Raw genomic sequence first — 17,241 nt, 5'->3', positions numbered from 1 at the left:
TGCGCAATAAGGGGGTTATGGACGAGCGGGGAAAATCGCGCCGGACCGGGCCAGCCCAAGCGATGCGGCTTTTCGCTTGAAAATCCCGACCACAAAAAACACGCCAAATGGGATGAACGCCACCAGCACCAGCCGCACCGTCTCCAGGGCGGTGAGCAGGCCGACCGAGGCCGCACGCATCACCATGGCCAGGTAAACAAGAAATGCGGCGCCGTGCAGCGGCCCCATCAGCGTGACAAATTCAGGCATGCCCGCCATGCGCTTCAAGGGCACGGCCAGGCACACCAGAAGAATCAGCGTCGTCCCTTCGGCAAGGGACGCCCAGCGCAGCAAACGCAAGTTCAGCATTTTTCCCATCAGTGTTTGGGTGGTGCGCCTGCCGCCCTGGCGTTGGCATCCAGCCCCCCTTTGGCTTGCCACTCGGCAAAACCGCCCTGCAAAATGCGAACGTTGTCCCATCCGGCCACCCGCAGTGCAAAGCCCGCCTGGGCCGACAGCGAGCCGGTGTTGCAATAAATCAGCACCGGCTTGTTTTTGGGAATCTGGTTGCGCGCGGCCAGCACCTGGCGCCACTCGATGTTGACTGCGCCGGGAATGTGTTCCTTGGTGAACTGCGCTGCATCACGGGCGTCAATGAGCATCATTTTGGGGTACTCGTCCTTGGGGATTTGCTCGGGGAAAATGGTGGCGCCGCCATAGTCCACAAAGTCCAGATAGCCCGCCATCTCGTCGATGGCCGCAGCCTTGTTGTCGGCCCAGGCAGGCGCGCACAGCAGCAGGCTCAAACCCAGGCTCAAGGCCCAGCGTGAAGTTGTCTTTTTCATGATATCTCCAGTGTTGATGCTGGATCATATAAGCAATTGCGGATATATTGGGCAGCCAGAACGCCACCCTGCCAACGCCGAGGCGTGATTCGGCGCCAGCCACAGGCAAGAGGCCGATGGCCAGGCCCCGAAAATTGACAGCACAATAGAGGTAAGGACGAATGCGCGATGGCCGCTGCACCCGGCGCATTCAGCAAGCCCCACACACCCACAGTCGTCAAACCATGAATTTCCGGGATCAAAACTTTTCCGTGGCGGGCTACAAATACGGCACCGCGCCCAACGCTTTTCTGGTGCAGCAGGCGCACCGCTTGCCGGCCGCCTGGACGCCGGTACCCGCCAGTGCCGATGCCGTGGTGCTGACCGAGGTGCTGGCCTGGGAAGGTGAGATCCTGCTCGATGAAGGCCCCGGCCACCAGGGCCTGGCACATGTCACGCGCTGGCTGGGACAAGCGCAAGCGGGACGTGACGGCGCCTGAGCACGGGCCAACCCCACGCACCAACCACACCACGCACCAACAACCCGCACAATCAGCGCCATGAATCCACCCCTTATTCATCCATCGGCTTTGTTGCCCTCCAGCCCGTCGGCCCCGCCGGCACTGCGCTTGCTGCCCGACGACGACGCGCAGCGCGCCATGCTGCACAACGAGGTGCATGCCCGGCCCCCCGCGCGCATCCGCCTGCCGGCACTGGTGGTGTATGTGGCCGTGTTCAACGACGGTGTCACGCGTGAGCAGGAGTGCGCGCACCTGCGCCTGTTGCCGGGTCAGCAGGCGCTGGCCCTTGAAAGCCTGCACGGCAATTTTTTGCGCTTGCGTGGTGAGGGCTACACCGTCAAGTGGGAGCGCCACACCGAATTCAGCCGCTACGCCATCGTGCAGCCCTTGCCCGCGCATGCGCAGCTGGGCGCCTGTGACCCCGAACTGATGTCCTCCCTGGTGCTGACGCCCGAGTGGCTGCGCGGTATTCCGGGCCGCACCATTGCCGCGATCAAGCTGGCCATGGTGCATGGCGACCTGACGACGGTCGACGCCACGCTGGCGCAGGCCCGGGCCTGGTTTGGCGAGCACCCGGTGGTGGCCTCGGTCATGGGCAACGCAGGCCACTCGTGGGCCGTCACCGATTTCATGCTGCGCCCCAGCGGCTTTGAGCGCATGCTGGTGATTGCGCCGCCGGACACCACGCAGACGCGCGCCGGGCGCATCTCGCAGCGCCTGCTGGAGCTCGAAACCTATCGCCTCATGGCGCTGCGCGGCCTGCCCGTGGCCAAGCAGCTGGGGCCGATGCTGACCGAGGCCGATGGCGCGCTGGCAGACATCACGGCGCAACTGGAAAACAAATCAGCGTCGGACCAGGACCTGCTGGACACGCTGGTGTCCATGGCGGCGCGCGTGGAGCGCGCCACGGCCGAGCATGTGTACCGGTTTTCGGCCACGCGCGCCTACGACACGCTGGTGGGCCAGCGCATCACGGAGCTGCGCGAGCAGGCCATTCCGGGCACGCAAACGCTGGGCGAATTCATGCAGCGCCGCCTGTCGCCCGCCATGGCCACGGTGGCGGCCACGGCGCAGCGGCTGGCGTCGCTGTCGGAGCGGGTGTCGCGCACCAGCGCCTTGCTGCGCACGCGGGTGGACATTGCCACCGAGGTGCAAAACCAGCAACTGCTGGAAAAGCTCACGCGCGGGCAAGAGCTGCAGTTGCGCCTGCAGTCCACCGTGGAAGGGCTGTCGATTGCCGCCATCTCGTATTACGTGGTCAGCCTGTTGCTGTATGGGGGCAAGGCGCTCAAGGGCGCGGGCGTGCCGATCAACCCCGAGACCGCGGCCGGGGCGCTGATCCCGCTGGTGCTGTGGGCGGTCTGGCGCACCACGCGGCGCATTCACAAGAAGCTGCACGCCGGGAATTGACGCGCTGCGTTAAATCAAACTCCAGCCCAGCGCCTTGGCCAGCATCAGCAGGGCCACGAAGGCGCTCACCGCTGCAAACCCCTGGCGCAGACGCGCGGCCGGGAGCTTGCCCGCCACGCGCTGACCCGCCAGCATGGCCGCAATCGCCCCCGCGCCAAAGGGAAGCGCCACGTCCCAGCGCATCGATCCCTGCAGCGTGGCGGCGGCGATGCCACTCACCGACACCCAGGCAATCACGGCCAGTGAGGTGGCCTGAATCATGCGCAAGTCCAGGTTGGTGTGGCGCGTGAGCGCCGGCACAATCACGAAACCGCCGCCCACGCCCAGCAGGCCGCTGAGCACGCCAGAAAGCATGCCGGTGCCCGCCAGCGCCTGGGCGCAGCGTCGCGTCCAGCGCAGGCGGCCCCCGGCGGCATCCACCTGGCAATTGGCCGCAGGCGCGGCTGTGGCGGGCAAGGCCGGTTGGCGCCACATGCGCCACGCGGAATAGGCCAGCACCGCCGCAAAAGCGGCAGTCAAGGGCCGACTGGGCAACCACTGCGCCAGCGCCACGCCGACCGGCGCCGTCAGCATGCCGGCAATGCCGATCAAGGTGGCCGCCCGGTAGCGCACGATGCCCTGGCGCAGTCCCACCACCGCGCCCACGGCGGCGGCTATGCCCACCGCGAACAGACCCACGGGCCCGGCTTGCTGCACGGGCAGGTGCAGGCCAAATACCAGCAGCGGTATGGCCAGCACGCCGCCGCCCGCACCCGTGAAGGCCAAAACCAGCCCGATGAGCACGCCCAATCCGGCGGTGAGTAGTGCGGGGTCCATGCTCAGGCGCGCTTACAGCACATCAATCGGAATTTTGAGATAGCACACGCCGTTGTCTTCGGGCGGCGGCATCTTGCCGGCGCGCATGTTGACCTGCACCGAGGGCAGTATCAGCACCGGCATCGAAAGCGTGGCATCGCGCGCGCGGCGCATGGCCACAAACGCGTCCTCGGCCACGCCGTCGTGCACATGGATGTTGGCCGTGCGCTGCTCGGCCACCGTGCTCATGTGGGCCACCGGGCGTCCGTCGGGCGGGTAATCGTGGCACATGTACAGCCGGGTCCCGGGCGGCAAGGCCAGCACTTTCTGGATCGAGCGGTACAGCACCGCGGCATCGCCACCGGGGAAATCGCAGCGCGCGGTGCCGTAGTCGGGCATGAACAGGGTGTCGCCCACAAAGGCCACGGTGTCGCTGCCATCTTCAATCACGTAGGTCATGCACGCGGGCGTGTGGCCCGGCGTGTGCAGGGCGCGCGCTGCAAGGCTGCCAATGGTGAAGTGGTCGCCATCTTCAAACAGGCGCTGAAACTGGGAGCCGTCACGGGCAAACTCGGTGCCCGCGTTGAACAGCTTGCCAAACACCTGCTGCACCGTGGTGATGTGGCTGCCAATGGCGATTTGTCCGCCCAGCTGGTTTTGCAGGTAGGGCGCCGCGGACAGGTGGTCGGCGTGCACATGGGTCTCGAGCAGCCACTGCACCTGCGCGCCAAGGGCTTTGACGCGCGCGACCAGCTGGTCGGCAGACTGGGTGCTGGTGCGGCCCGATTTGGGGTCGTAGTTGAGCACGCTGTCGACCAGCGCGCACTGCATCGTGCTGCGGTCCAGCACGAGGTAGCTGAAGGTGGACGTGTCTTCGTCAAAGAAATGTTCTATCGCTAGTCGTTGGGACATGGGAAGGCTTTCGTCGTTGACGTAAAAATCAGGGCACAGCGGGCTGTCCAGCGTGTGGTGCGGTTTCATGTAGAAAATTCATTTTGCGGTACAGACTGGACCCCGTCATGGGCTCGAAAACCCCGAGGCGTCGTTTGATATGCATCAAGGCCAAAGCACGCGGCCGGTGTCCAATGAAAGTGTTCACTTGCACTATACCCCTGCAGGTATAAAAAGGAGACAGGCATGCCCACGACAAATCCCATTCCTCCCGGCCAGGAGTCCGTTTCCCGCCGGAGGTGATGGTGCAGGAAATGGCGCGAGATCCACAGGCTGCGTTTGCGCAGCGATGGCCGCTGGCCTAGGTCAGCAAGGCCACCAGCCGCTGCAGGGCATGGCTGACGGTGGCTGCGCGTACCGCAGCCCGGTCGCCGGCAAAGCAGCGCATCTCGCTGACGACGCCAGCGGGCGTGGCCCAGCCAAACCAGACCGTGCCCACGGGTTTGGCGGCGCTGCCGCCGCTGGGGCCGGCCACGCCGGTGACGGCCACCGCGACCTGGGCGCGGGCGTGGGCCAGGGCGCCCTGCACCATGGCCCGAGCCACTTCTTCGCTGACGGCGCCGTGGCGGGCGATCAGCGCGGCGTCTACGCCCAGCAGTTCCGTTTTGGCGTCGTTCGAGTAGGCCACAAAGCCGCGCTCAAACCAGGCGCTGGAGCCCGCCAGGTCGGTGCAGGCCGCCGAAATCAGGCCGCCGGTGCAGCTTTCTGCTGCCGCCATCATCCACTGCTTTTTTTGAAGTAAATCGGCTGTTTGCGCAACAAGTACGGGTGTTGGCAGCTCTTGTTTTGACAGCATGTCGGAAGTCACAAAAAGCGCCATAAGGCGATCGCCAGCAAGGTGCAGGCGGCCGCCACCAGGTCGTCAAACAAGATCCCGAAGCCGCCGCGCCAGCCAAAACCCTTGAAGGTCTTGTCGGCCCAGGCCACGGGGCCGGGTTTGACGGCATCAAAAAAGCGGAACAGCCCAAACGCCACCAGCTGCCCCGGCAAACCGGCCGGCATCACCAGCCACAGCACCAGCCAGAAGCCCACCACCTCGTCCAAGACGATGCTGCCGGGGTCGGCGACGCGCATGTTCCTGGCCGTGACGGTGCATGCCCACCAGCCCAAGAGCGCCGACGCCGCGATCAGCCAGCCCATGCCGGCCGGTGACAGCCAGCGCTGCAGCACCAGAAACGACAGCCAGGCCCACAGCGTGCCGGCGGTGCCGGGCGCCACCGGGCTGAGGCCCGAGCCAAAGCCCATGGCCATGAAATGCGCCGGGTGGGCCAGCATGAAGCTGGCGGTGGGCCGTCGCGCGCCCGCTGGCGGGCTCATGGGCGACAAAAGGGGTTCGGTCATGGTGGTGTTTAGGCGAAATGGTCAAACGAAGCGAAGTTGCGGGTTAGCGTGTTGCCTTGGCCATCGATCAGCCGCAAACCGGCTTCGGACTCTATGCGGCCAATGCGCGTGACGGGGGTGCGGGCCTGGCGCGCGGCGGCCTGCACGGCCTCACGGGCCGACGCGGGGGCGGTGAAGGCGAGTTCGTAGTCGTCGCCGCCGGCCAGCACGTATTCCAGCTGGTTTTTTAATGAAATAAGGCCTGTAGCCCAATCAGGTTGGTCGTAGCATGCTATTAAATCAATAGCAATCGAGGTGTCTATGGTGGCGCCCACAGTGGAGGCCTTCAGGATGTGTTGCAGGTCGCCGAGCAAACCGTCGCTCACATCAATCGCCGCGCTGGCCACGCCGCGCAGCGCCTGGCCCAGTGCGACGCGCGGCGTGGGTTGCTCAAGCCTTTGCCGGGCCTGCGCCAGCACGGCGGCGGGCAGGGCCTGCGTGCCGCGCAAGGCCTCCAGCGCCAGCCGGGCGTCGCCCAGCGTGCCGCTCACATACACGTCGTCACCGGCGCGCGCGCCCGAGCGCAGCAGGGCCTGGCTTTGGCCGTTGACCACGGGCACTTCGCCGAACACGGTGATGCAGATGTTGAGCGGGCCCTGCGTGGTGTCGCCGCCGACGAGCTCGCAGCCGTGGGCGTCGGCCAGCGCCAGCAAGCCGCGCGAGAAAGGCGCCAGCCAGGCGTCGTCGGCGCGCGGCAAGGCCAGCGCCAGCGTGAAGGCCAGCGGCGTGGCACCGCAGGCGGCCAGGTCGCTGAGGTTGACGGCCAGCGACTTGTGGCCGAGCGTAAAGGGGTCCACGTCCGCAAAAAAGTGCCGGCCTTCAACCAGCATGTCGCAGGAGATGGCCATCTGCGTGCCGGGTGCCGGCTGCAGCAGCGCGCAGTCGTCGCCCACGCCCAGTACGGCCCGGGCTGTGGGGCGCGTGAAATAGCGGGCGATCAGGTCAAATTCACCCATGGCGGCTGCGGGGCTCAGCGCTGCTGGGCGTGGGTCACGCCGCCGCGAAAACGTTCGGCCGCCTGCCGGATGACTTCGGCCAGCAGGCGTTCTTCGCCCTGCTTTTCGCGCAGCCAGCGGGCATCGTTGTCGTTGCGGTCCACGCTGCTGCGCAGCAGGTTGAGGGAGGCGCTGGCGCCCACGCTGATCGCGTGGCGGTCGATCTGGCTCATGGTCATCAGGATGTGCTCGCGCAGCGGCATGTGGCTGCCGGTGGCCGGGTCGACATAGACCGCATCGAGGCCGAAGCGGCAGGCCTGAAAGCGGTTGTAGGTGTAGACCAGGTAGTCGTCTTCGGTCGGCATGAAGGGTTGGTCGTTCATGAACCAGGACGCCAGCGACTGCACATAACCGGACAGCGCGGCGGCGCGCTCGATGGTCAGCGGCGTGTCGAACACGCGGATTTCGATGGTGCCAAACTCCGGCTTGGGCCGGATGTCCCAGTAGAAATCCTTCATGCTTTTGACCACGCCGGTGTGCGCCATCTTGTTGAAGTACACCGTGAACTCGTCCCAGGTCAGCGCAAACGGCGCGCGGCCCGACAGCGGAAAGGCAAACACCGAATTGAGCCTGGCCGAGTCAAACGCCGTGTCCTGGCCCTGCACATACGGGCTGGACGCCGAAAGCGCAATGAAGTGCGGAATGTAGCGCGACATGCGGTGCAGCGTCAGCAGCGCGGTGTCGGCGTCGGGGCAGCCGACATGCACATGCTGGCCAAAAATGGTGAACTGCTTGGACAGGTAGCCGTAGAGCTCCGACAGCTCGCGAAAACGCGGCTTGTCGTAAATGCGGCGCTCGTGCCATTGCTGGAAGGGGTGGGTGCCGCCGCCGACCACGGCGATGTTGAGCTTGTCGGCGCATTTGACCAGCGCATCGCGGATCTGGCTCAGCTGGCCCAGCACTTCGGAGGACGACTGGCACACGCCGGTCGAAATCTCGATCATGCTCGACGTCATTTCGGGCACCACGGCGCCAGGCAGCGGCGTTTTGGCCATCAGGCGCAGCATGTCCTCGGCATAGGGGGCGAGGTCGTAGTTGTGGGTATTCACGAGCTGCAGCTCAAGCTCCACGCCCAGTGAAAGGGCCGCTGATTTCTGGAAGGTCTCAAGACTCATGGACAGGTCCTGTGGCGGGGCCGCGCGTCAGCGGCGCCCAGGGTTTTGAACTTTCGCCGGCGCGGTAGATGGCCACGGTGGCCAAAATGGCCCCCAGCACTTCCATCAGCAAAATGGCGGGCAGGGCCACGCCCGCGATCTGACGCCCAATCGGTCCGGAAGCGGCCACATATTGGGACACCAGCAGCAGCGCCACCGAGGACATGGGCGACATCGCGCAGCCGACCCACAAAGCCTGCTTCCAGCTCGATCCGCTGCCCACATTGCCAATCGCAACGCCGGCAATTTTGGCCAGCATGCGGGCCAGCACCAGAACCGCGACCACGCCGGCCACGGGCGCGCTCCAGTCGGCCTGCGCCGCGACCACGGACACCAGCACGAACATCAGCATGGTCAGCATGGACGAAGCCGTGCCCATTTGCCGGGGCCACGACCAGGGGCGCGGGTTGAGCTGCTTGAGCAGCATGCCGCCCAGCAGCGCGGCCAGCGCGGCCGAGCCGCCAAAGTTGGCGGCCAGTGCGGCGCCGGCGGCAATCAGCGCGAGCAGCAAAATGGCGGTGTTTTCGCTGGTGGGGCTCATCACGCGCAGGGCGGTGCGTAGCGTCAGCGCCAGTACCGCCGCCACCACCACCGACATGCCCAGCACCACCAGCACCGGGAACAACGTGCTGGCCAGCCCGGCCTCGCCCTGGGGCATCATGCCGGCGCGGGCGCTGCACAGCGTGAGGGCATACAGGCTGCTGAGGGTGGACAGCACCATGGCGCGCTCCGTCACGGGGCCGGCGGCCCGCGTGTCAATCGCCACGCGCGACAGCACGGCTGGCGACGCCGCCATGGCCAGCAGCGCCAGCGACTCGGCCACCAGGCCCTGCACGCCCATCAGTCCCAGCGCCCAGTACACCAGAATGAAGGTCAGCGTGGATTCCACCAGGCTTTGCACCAGCACCATGGGGTTGTGGCGAAACCAGCGCAAGGGAATGCGCCCGCCCGCCTCGAACAGCACGACCGCCACGCCGAGTTCGAGCAGAAACAGTCCGATGCCTTGCAGCGGCCAGATGGCGCCGGTGAATCCGGCCAGACCCGCGAAGGCGCCGACCACGGAATAACCTATGACCTTGGGCAGGCCGCTGTAACGGTTCACCAGATGACCTGCCGCGGCGGCCAGCGCCAGCAAAATCGACCACTGCACGGTCGGCAATCCGGCCGATGGCTTGATCCATTCAGCCCAGATGGCCAGGATTTCATTCATACGGGTTTATCTCCACTCTAGTCAGGATTTCTGCCGCCATGCCTGCGGGTGAGGCGTGGTGCGCGTTTGCTTGGTCAGCCTCTGGGGCACCAAGACCGGCGGTGAATACCGGTGGATGTCAGCTAAAAAACGGTTTTGGCCGAGTTTACCTGCATCAAGTTGGCGCCCCGGCAGAAAACGGAGGCTGCCTGGCGGGACCCAAAAAGGCCTGCGGCGCGGGCGTTTTCTATCCAGTTTTCTATTCAGGCATGAAAAAGCTGCGCGGGTGGCTGCGCCAGCGTGCCCAGATGGCCGAACGAATGCGGGCGCGATCCGGGCCACTGACGCTATGGGCCTGCAAGGCCATGCGAAACGCCAGGTAAAAACTCACGCCCACATTGAGCGCGGCCGTCAGCGGAATGGCGGCCATGCACCACCAGAGCGCTGGCTGCCGGAAGGCGTCAAGCCCCAGCGTCGCGCCCGCTGCCGCCAGTTGCCCCGCCGACAGCGTGACGTGGCGCGCTTCAAGCTCCAGGCCGAAGAAACCGGTAAACGCCGGGATCAGTCCGAGCATGAAACCAAATGAAATATTCGAGGCAAAACCCGAAATGTTCTTGCGCATGAAGGTCGACCAGCGCGCGGCGCGTTCGGCGCCCAGTACCCCGGTAAAGTGCGGGTTGTGCCGCAGCGCCGAATCAAGGCGGTGCAGCACAAACCAGTTTTCTGCCCAGCCCGCAATGATGCTGGCCATAAAGAGAATCCCGCCCGTCAAACCGGCCCACAGCAGCGTAGGGCCCAGCAGCGTCAGCGTTTCCAGAACATGCCTCGCCTCCTGGGGGCTGATCATGGGGTGGCCTCGCAGCATATAAATCAGCGCATTGACCAGCAGCACGGCTGGCACCACCATGAACACGTTGCCAAACACCGCCGCCACCTGTGAGCGCACCAGGTGGGTCACCTCGTCCACAAAGGACGTGACGGCTTCAGCCGAGTCGATGTCCTTGAGCTTGGCGGCCATGGCGGGCGCGGTCATCGCGGGTTGCTTGGTCGCCAGCGTGAAATGAAGCAGTTGAATCAGGGTGAAAAAGACGGCATAGACCACGCCGATCCAGAAACCGCCCCAGAACGCGGTCAGACCGACCGCCATCACCAGGAACTTGAACCAAAGGGTAAAGGCCGTGACCGCGCCGCCGCCCATGGCCTTGCCCAGCATTTCCTTGTAGTCGCTGCGGTTGCGGGTGATGTAGGTTTCGCCGGTTTCGGCGCTGCGCTCAGCCATCTTGGCCGACAGCAGGGTGGAGTTGGCGCTGATCAGGGCGCCTATGCTTTTGCTTTCCTCGCCGGTCACGACGCGCCGCGCCAGCAGCTTGACCGCCGCCATGGCGGGATGGGGCGAGGTCAGGCTGTCCAGCAGCTCACGCACGCGCATCATGCGCTCGCGAAGCTGGCGCAAACGAAACACCATGCCCACCGAAATGCCGTTTTCCTCCAGGTGCGCATAGATGCTGTTGAGGGTCTGGCGGCACGCGTCCAGCCGTTCCCGGTACTGCGCGATGGCCGCTTCAAGTTGCGCCTCGTCGCGGTCAGCCCTGGAAAAGGCCTGGCGCAATTCGTCAATGTCTGAGGGCAGCGCATGAAATGCCCGTGCACCCGGCAGGCGCTGGTCCATGCGCAACCGCAGCTCAGGCGCAAAACCGGTGGCGCGAATTTGCGCGGTGCAGTAGGTCAGGGCGTCCATCAGGCTGTCGTGCCAGTGCAGCGTGTCGGCCTCGGGCTGGGCCGACAGCAGGCGCGCCAGCTGGCTGATTTTCGGCTCGTCCAGCGCGGCCATCCACTGCGCATCGAAACGCGTCGGCGCCACCAGCGGCAGCAACTCCGACGCATCGACGGTTTCAGGCGTGCTGGGCAGCAGCTTGCGGCGCAGCCGTTCGGCCAGTTCGCTGACAAACGCCGTGCGCGGCGCAAATCCAAAATCAGCCAGCAAGGTCGTGATGTCCACGGTCTGCAGCAGTTGCTGCCACCAGGCCTGCAGGCGGAGCTGCAGCGCGGGCTGCGCCTGGACCGCATCCATGAAGGCCTGAACCCGCACTACCGCCGCCTCCGGGGAGGTCTGGTCGCCGCGAATCCACGCAAACAACTGGATCAGCCAGACATGGCGCTGGGCCAGTCCGGCTTCAGGGTCCAGCGCCTCAAGCAGGGCCGGCAGGTCCTTTGTCGGTCGGCTCAATGCAGCACGCGACTGGAGGCGCTGCCGCCCAGGTCGGCCTCCAGAACAAACATCGGGATCGCGACTTCAAAGCGCGCACCGTCTTCGGCGACACAAAAAAAACTGCCGTGCATGGTGCCGCTGGCGGTGCGCAGCCGGGAGCCGCTGGTGTACTGGAAGGATTCACCCGGCTTGAGCAGCGGCTGGTGGCCCACCACCCCCAGGCCCTTGACCTCTTCGGTGTGGCCGTTGGCGTCGCTGATGATCCAGTGGCGCGAGATCAGCTGGGCCGGCACCTCGCCGGTGTTGGTGATCGTGACGGTATAGGAAAACCCATAAACCGCCTCTTGCGGCGCGGACTGGTCCGCCTGGTATTGGGGAGTGACTTCGCAGGAGAGTTGGTATTTGGACATGGCAGCAGCAGGGGCAGAAACAATATTTGGCTTCCATGTTAACCGCCCCGTCATGGCCGCGCGGGCGCCGGGGCATGACCCCCGGCGCGGCTTGCTGCGACAATCCTGCGCATGCCTAATACCACGCCGCCCGCCTTCCGGATTGCCCCGTCCCTGTTGTCCGCCGACTTCGCCCGTCTGGGTGACGAGCTCAAAGCCGTCATTGCGGCGGGCGCCGACTGGATCCACTTTGACGTGATGGACAACCATTACGTGCCCAACCTGACCTTTGGGCCCATGGTTTGCCAGGCCCTGAAGCCGCATGCCAAAAAGGCCGACGGCACGGCCGTGCCGATTGATGTGCACCTGATGGTGCAGCCCGTCGACGCGCTGGCTGCCGCGTTTGCCGATGCCGGTGCCGACCTGATCAGCTTTCATCCCGACGCGTCCGGCCATGTGCACCGCAGCGTGCAGGCCATCAAGGCCAAGGGCTGCAAGGCCGGGCTGGTGTTCAACCCGGCAGCCTCGCTGGACGTGCTGGACTGGGTGATTGACGACATCGACCTGATTTTGATCATGAGCGTCAACCCCGGCTTCGGCGGCCAGAGCTTCATTGATTCGGCGCTGCGCAAAATCGAGCAGGCGCGCAAACGCATCGACGCGTCGGGCAAGGACATTCGCCTCGAAGTAGACGGCGGCATCAAGACCGACAACATCCGCCGCGTGGCCGACGCGGGCGCCGACACCTTTGTGGCCGGCAGCGCAATTTTTGGCAAGCCGGACTACGCTGCGGTGATTGCCGCAATGCGGGCGGAGCTCGCGATGTGATGTAGCGGGCAGTCAGTGGCCGCAGATTCGGGCGGCCTCGCGTGCTGGTGGTTGAAGACGCCGACGATACCCGCTTCTTCCTCAAGGCCTTGCTGACGGAACGTTATGAGGTCATGGCCGCCGCGTCCGGCGAGGCCGGCTTGCAGATGGCGGGCTCGGACAAGCGGCCCGACATCATTTTGCTGGACGTCATGATGCCCGACATGGACGGCTACGAGGTCCTGGACCGGCTCGGGCGCTGTCGCGTTATCTCGCGCCAGGCGGCCATCCAGACGCAGCGCAAAAAATTGACGGTGTTCTTTTCCGATATCAAGAACTTCACCGAATCGACGGCGCAATGGCAGCCTGAAGAAGTGACGCTTTTGTTGAACAGCTATTTCGCGGAGATGTCGCAGATTGCTGCCGACTACGGCGCAACACTCGACAAATTCATTGGCGATGCCATCGTCATTTTTTTTGGCGATCCCCATACGCTGGGGGTTCGCCAGGACGCCGTGCAGTGCGTCAGGATGGCGGTGGCGATGCAAAAGCGCATGGATGAACTCCAGATGGCTGGCGCGACATGGGGATCAACAAGGCCTTCGAGATACGCATCGGCATCAATTCGGGATTTTGTGATGTGGGCAATTTCGGCAGCAATCTCCGCATGGAATACACGATCATCGGGCGTGAAGTCAATCTGGCGGCCCGGCTGGAGCAGGCCGCCGAGCCTGGCGAGATCCTGATTTCCAGCGAAACCTATGACCTGGTGCAAGGCGCCATTCAGGCCGACGCACGCGACCCGGTGCTGGTCAAGGGATTTTCCGAACCCATGACGGTGTATGCCGTCCATCCTGGCAATGTTGCCTGGACCGGCGCTTGCGGAGTCACCCAGCGCGACCGGCCCGGCATGCATGTGGAAATCGACGCGCAGCGGGCAGACGCCGCCTTGCCTGAAGCCATTGCGGGGCTCGACACCGCGCTGGGGCTCACCCGCGCGATGGGCATGAAGACGCTGTACCTCGCCATGCTTCGCCGCTACCTCGAAGGGCGCAAAGACGCGCCCGCGCGAATCCGCCAGGCCCTCGATGGGGGCGACCTGAAAACGGCAGAACTGCTGAGCCACTCCTTGCGCGGGATATCCGTGCAAATCGGCGCAACGCGGGTTCCGCCGGATGCCGAGGCGCTTGAGCAGGCGGTCCAAGAAGGACCGCCGCGCGAGGTGCCGGACGGGCTGCTGGGGCGACTGGATGCCTCCCTGAGGGCGCTGATTGCCGCGCTGGATGCCGGTTTGCCGCCCGTGGCGATTGCCCCATGACTGTTTGGGTCCGGCAGTCGCTGCACGATGCCCCTGCTTGGCATTCGGCGCCGCCGGGTACATTTTCGGTAGGCGACAAAGAATCCGGCAGCATTTCCGGCCTGTGAAAAGCCCCCGCTACAAGACGAGGACCCTCAACATGAAGCTACCCTTTCGCGCAAGCATCAACTTTGCCCTCGGCGTGGGGCTGATCCTGATTGTCCTGGGTATCGCCGCGTCGTATGTCACCATCAATGCGCTGATTCGCGATGCGCAGCAGGAAACGCAAACGCAGGAAACGGTCATTCTTCTGGAGGGCGTTGTTTCCTGGCTCAAAACCTCAGAGTCCTTGCAGCGGCGTTATTTGCTTACCTATACCGAAAAAGACCTGGCAGCCTATCGGCAAGCACGAGAACGGATACAGCAGGCGATGCTGCGCGTGCATGCGGCGCACGCGTTCGCCGACGGGCATCAGGACTGGCACACGCTGGAAATCCTGATCGCCCGACGGATGGAGCTGCTGGATCAGGTCATCGCAGTCCGGCAGCAAACGGGGCTGGAGGCCGTCATGGCCATGATCGGCCGTGACCTGAACCGCCAGCTTCACGAAGAAATTGACGGTCTGGTCAATCGGATCAAAAGCGCCGAAGCCGTGGCGCTTGAACGCTCGAAAGAAGAAACCCGGCAGACCGCCCAGACGGTCAAGCGGCTGATCCTGCTGGACGGTTTGCTGTCGCTCGGCGTATTGGCGTGGGCGATCCTGATGATCATTCGGGTGGAGGGAAAATACCGCCGCAGTGAGGAAAAACTCTCCGACAGCGAAGTCATGGGCCGCGCCATCACCGAGAGCATGGCCGAGGGGGTGGTGACTGCGACCCAGGACGGCGTCATTGTCAACGCCAACAGCGCCGCGCGCCACCTCTTTGGCTACGGGCGGGAAGACCTGGTGGGCCGGCAGGTGGTCACGCTGTTGCCGACGCGCTACCAGATGGGGTTCACCGCGTTCTACGGCGCCCTGGCCGGCCGCCCCCGCGGCTTCAGGGAGTCCGACACCCAGGTCCGGGGGATGCGCCGCGACGGCACCGAGTTCCCGGTCGATGTGTCCTTCGGGGATGTCGATGTGGGCGGACGGCGGCTTTTTACGGCCATCATTCGCGATATCACAGAGAGCAGGCGGATCAGTCAGGCCCTGCGCGACAGCGAAGCGCAACTGCGCCAGCTCACCGATGCCGTTCCGGCGCTGATTGCCTACGTCGACAAAAACCAGCGCTTCCAGTTTCACAACAAAGCGTATGAAGAAGCGTTTGGCCTGGCGCGGGAACAAATCCACGGCAAAACCATGCTGGAAGTCATGGGCCCGGCGTTTTACGCGCAGGTACGGCGTCACGTGCTGGAAGCGCTTGCGGGTTGTCCGGTGCGTTATGAGCGCGAGCAGGTGACTGCCAGCGGTGCGCGGCGTGAATACACGATGAACTACTTTCCGCGCCACGGCGAAGGCGACGAGCGGGACAAGGTGATCGGGTTCTTCGCGCTGGGCAACGACGTCACCGAGCTCAAGCGCATTGACCGCATGAAAACCGAGTTTGTCTCGACGGTCAGCCACGAATTGCGCACGCCCCTGACCTCCATACGCGGCTCGCTGGGGCTGGTGTGGGGCGGCGTCACCGGCGAGTTGCCGGAAAAGGCCAAAGGCCTGATAGGCATCGCCAAAAACAACTGTGAGCGGCTGATCCGCCTGATTAACAACATTCTTGACAGCGAAAAAATCGAGTCCGGCAAGATGCGTTTTGAAATGCAACCGGTTGAGTTGGCGCCCCTGATGGAGCAGGCCCTGGTCGCCAATGAAGGCTTTGCAGCGCAGCACAGCGTAAAGCAGGTTCTCAATGCCCCGGCCGAAACCCTTCGGGTTAATGTTGACAGCGACCGCCTGATCCAGGTGGTGACCAATCTGCTGTCCAATGCCATTAAATTCTCCCCGCGGGAAGGCCAGGTGCGGGTGGTGGTGCGTCGCGATTCGGGGCGTGTGCGCGTCGAGATCAGCGACAAGGGCCCGGGTATCACTGAAGAATTTCGCAAGCGCATTTTCCAGAAGTTTTCCCAGGCCGACTCGTCGGACACACGTCAAAGCGGCGGGACCGGACTGGGCCTGAATATTTCGAGAGCCATTCTTGAAAGTATGGGCGGAAGCATCGGCTTCACGACGGAAATCAACGTCGGAACGACCTTCTTTTTCGAGCTGCCTGAATGGCGGGAGGCGCCGCCGGTGAGCGCGCCCATGGGTCTGTACGCGGTAGCCCGGCCCCGCATTCTGGTGTGTGAAGACGAACCGGACGTCGCACAGCTGATCGGCATGATGCTGGACCACGGTGGTTTTGACGCGGACATGGCCCACACTGCGGCGCAGGCACGCGATTACCTCAGGAGGGAGTCCTATGCGGCGATGACCGTCGATGTCAATCTGTCCTACGACAATGGTCTGGAATTGATTCGGGAGCTGCGCCTGGAAAAACGCACCTGTGACCTCCCCGTTTTGGTGTTGTCGGTCACCGCCGGGGAAGTGCAGGCACGCGGCGGCCATCAGGCGCTCGATATTTTTGGCTGGCTTGAAAAACCGCTCGATGAGCAGCGTTTGCTGGCGTGCCTGCGCCGGGCCATTGCAAGCAGGCGCGCCAGCAAGGAGGACGTTGCTTGATCGCTGTTGGAACGGCCTTGGCCGCTAATGTGAGGGCCGGGAGGTCGAATGGCCGCTTATCCGACTTGTAGCGGATGCCGGCGACCTTGCATGAATTCGTTGCGCAATGCCAGGCGACAGGGCGGGCTCAAGTCCGCCGATAAGCTTGCCCTGGTAGAGATGCTTCAGGCCCAGACCCAGACCCAGACGCAGATGCCTTCAGCCTTCCAGCCCTTTTCGAAGCCGCCACTGCTTGACCAACGCATACAGCGCCGGAATCACCGCCAGCGTGAGTACCGTCGACGAAATCATGCCGCCGACCATCGGCGCGGCGATGCGGTTCATCACCTCGGAGCCGGTACCGGTGCCCCACAAAATGGGCAGCAGGCCGGCCATGATCGCGACCACCGTCATCATCTTCGGCCGCACGCGCTCGACCGCGCCTTCCATCACCGCCGCGTACAGGTCGGCGGCGTTCGGCGTGGTGCCAGAGGCGCGGCACTTCGCTTTGACTTCTTCCCAGGCGTGATCGAGGTAGATCAGCATGACCACCCCGGTTGATGCCGCGACGCCGGCCAGCGCAATGAAGCCGACCGCCACCGCGACCGACATGTTATAGCCCAGAATCCACATCAGCCAGACGCCGCCCACCAGCGCAAACGGCACCGAC

Annotated in this window: 18 protein-coding genes; 6 read left to right on the top strand and 12 right to left on the bottom strand. The window is 64.5% G+C overall.

Annotation, left to right across the window (positions count from 1 at the left end; all coding sequences use genetic code 11):
- Window positions 1-15: 15 nt before the first annotated feature.
- Entirely contained in the window at window positions 16-357 is a 342-nt protein-coding gene (locus tag Q8K05_RS18340; RefSeq protein ID WP_305248102.1) for a DUF3817 domain-containing protein, read from the bottom strand.
- Window positions 357-824, bottom strand: coding sequence for a rhodanese-like domain-containing protein (locus Q8K05_RS18335; protein WP_305248100.1), 468 nt, complete (start codon window positions 822-824; stop codon window positions 357-359). Before Q8K05_RS18335 ends, Q8K05_RS18340 begins: the two co-directional genes overlap by 1 nt.
- A 224-nt stretch (window positions 825-1,048) precedes the next feature.
- Between Q8K05_RS18335 and Q8K05_RS18330 the strand changes: the two genes are divergently transcribed.
- Together Q8K05_RS18330 and Q8K05_RS18325 are read left to right on the top strand one after the other, a co-directional pair.
- On the top strand, window positions 1,049-1,303 hold the full coding sequence (locus tag Q8K05_RS18330) for a hypothetical protein (protein ID WP_305248097.1): 255 nt from the start codon (window positions 1,049-1,051) through the stop codon (window positions 1,301-1,303).
- Between the two features lie 60 nt (window positions 1,304-1,363).
- Window positions 1,364-2,734: a DUF3422 family protein gene (locus Q8K05_RS18325; protein ID WP_305248096.1), complete on the top strand. Its 1,371-nt coding sequence runs from the start codon at window positions 1,364-1,366 to the stop codon at window positions 2,732-2,734.
- Between the two features lie 9 nt (window positions 2,735-2,743).
- Here Q8K05_RS18325 and Q8K05_RS18320 read toward each other — a convergent pair whose 3' ends face one another.
- The 9 genes from Q8K05_RS18320 to apaG all read right to left on the bottom strand — a co-directional run bounded on the left by Q8K05_RS18320 (window position 2,744) and on the right by apaG (window position 11,817).
- A complete protein-coding gene (locus tag Q8K05_RS18320; RefSeq protein ID WP_305248094.1) occupies window positions 2,744-3,550 on the bottom strand; it encodes a sulfite exporter TauE/SafE family protein in 807 nt (268 codons plus the stop codon).
- Between the two features lie 12 nt (window positions 3,551-3,562).
- A complete protein-coding gene (locus Q8K05_RS18315) occupies window positions 3,563-4,441 on the bottom strand; it encodes an MBL fold metallo-hydrolase (protein ID WP_305248128.1) in 879 nt (292 codons plus the stop codon).
- Between the two features lie 340 nt (window positions 4,442-4,781).
- Window positions 4,782-5,276: a CinA family protein gene (locus Q8K05_RS18310; RefSeq protein ID WP_305248092.1), complete on the bottom strand. Its 495-nt coding sequence runs from the start codon at window positions 5,274-5,276 to the stop codon at window positions 4,782-4,784.
- 8 nt (window positions 5,277-5,284) lie between these two features.
- The gene (locus tag Q8K05_RS18305) at window positions 5,285-5,821 is read right to left on the bottom strand and encodes a phosphatidylglycerophosphatase A (RefSeq protein WP_305248090.1); all 537 of its coding nucleotides are present in this window, start codon (window positions 5,819-5,821) and stop codon (window positions 5,285-5,287) included.
- 8 nt (window positions 5,822-5,829) lie between these two features.
- Complete coding sequence (gene thiL, locus Q8K05_RS18300; protein ID WP_305248088.1) at window positions 5,830-6,816, bottom strand: thiamine-phosphate kinase; 987 nt, start codon at window positions 6,814-6,816, stop codon at window positions 5,830-5,832.
- A gap of 14 nt (window positions 6,817-6,830) precedes the next feature.
- Window positions 6,831-7,970: a YbdK family carboxylate-amine ligase gene (locus Q8K05_RS18295; protein WP_305248086.1), complete on the bottom strand. Its 1,140-nt coding sequence runs from the start codon at window positions 7,968-7,970 to the stop codon at window positions 6,831-6,833.
- Entirely contained in the window at window positions 7,960-9,219 is a 1,260-nt protein-coding gene (locus Q8K05_RS18290) for a cation:proton antiporter (RefSeq protein ID WP_305248085.1), read from the bottom strand. Before Q8K05_RS18290 ends, Q8K05_RS18295 begins: the two co-directional genes overlap by 11 nt.
- Before the next feature lie 238 nt (window positions 9,220-9,457).
- The gene (locus Q8K05_RS18285; protein WP_305248083.1) at window positions 9,458-11,425 is read right to left on the bottom strand and encodes a site-specific recombinase; all 1,968 of its coding nucleotides are present in this window, start codon (window positions 11,423-11,425) and stop codon (window positions 9,458-9,460) included.
- Window positions 11,422-11,817: a Co2+/Mg2+ efflux protein ApaG gene (gene apaG, locus Q8K05_RS18280; protein ID WP_305248082.1), complete on the bottom strand. Its 396-nt coding sequence runs from the start codon at window positions 11,815-11,817 to the stop codon at window positions 11,422-11,424. The genes Q8K05_RS18285 and apaG overlap by 4 nt, the downstream gene beginning before the upstream one ends.
- A gap of 111 nt (window positions 11,818-11,928) precedes the next feature.
- Here apaG and rpe point away from each other — a divergent pair, with 111 nt between their 5' ends.
- The 4 genes from rpe (at window position 11,929) to Q8K05_RS18260 (ending at window position 16,592) form a co-directional block, all read left to right on the top strand.
- Window positions 11,929-12,624: a ribulose-phosphate 3-epimerase gene (gene rpe, locus Q8K05_RS18275; protein ID WP_305248081.1), complete on the top strand. Its 696-nt coding sequence runs from the start codon at window positions 11,929-11,931 to the stop codon at window positions 12,622-12,624.
- Between the two features lie 41 nt (window positions 12,625-12,665).
- A complete protein-coding gene (locus tag Q8K05_RS18270; RefSeq protein ID WP_305248080.1) occupies window positions 12,666-13,349 on the top strand; it encodes an adenylate/guanylate cyclase domain-containing protein in 684 nt (227 codons plus the stop codon).
- Window positions 13,244-13,921, top strand: a complete 678-nt coding sequence (locus tag Q8K05_RS18265) for an adenylate/guanylate cyclase domain-containing protein (protein ID WP_305248126.1) — start codon at window positions 13,244-13,246, stop codon at window positions 13,919-13,921. The genes Q8K05_RS18270 and Q8K05_RS18265 overlap by 106 nt, the downstream gene beginning before the upstream one ends.
- Before the next feature lie 139 nt (window positions 13,922-14,060).
- Entirely contained in the window at window positions 14,061-16,592 is a 2,532-nt protein-coding gene (locus Q8K05_RS18260; protein WP_305248078.1) for a PAS domain S-box protein, read from the top strand.
- Window positions 16,593-16,790: 198 nt separating this feature from the next.
- Here the strand turns inward: Q8K05_RS18260 and Q8K05_RS18255 are convergent.
- The coding region (locus tag Q8K05_RS18255; RefSeq protein WP_305248076.1) for an efflux RND transporter permease subunit at window positions 16,791-17,241 on the bottom strand (451 nt) is incomplete at its 5' end.

Source organism: Polaromonas sp. (assembly GCF_030682935.1).
Classification (GTDB): domain Bacteria; phylum Pseudomonadota; class Gammaproteobacteria; order Burkholderiales; family Burkholderiaceae_C; genus Polaromonas.
This window is presented reverse-complemented; position numbering and strand designations above follow the sequence as displayed.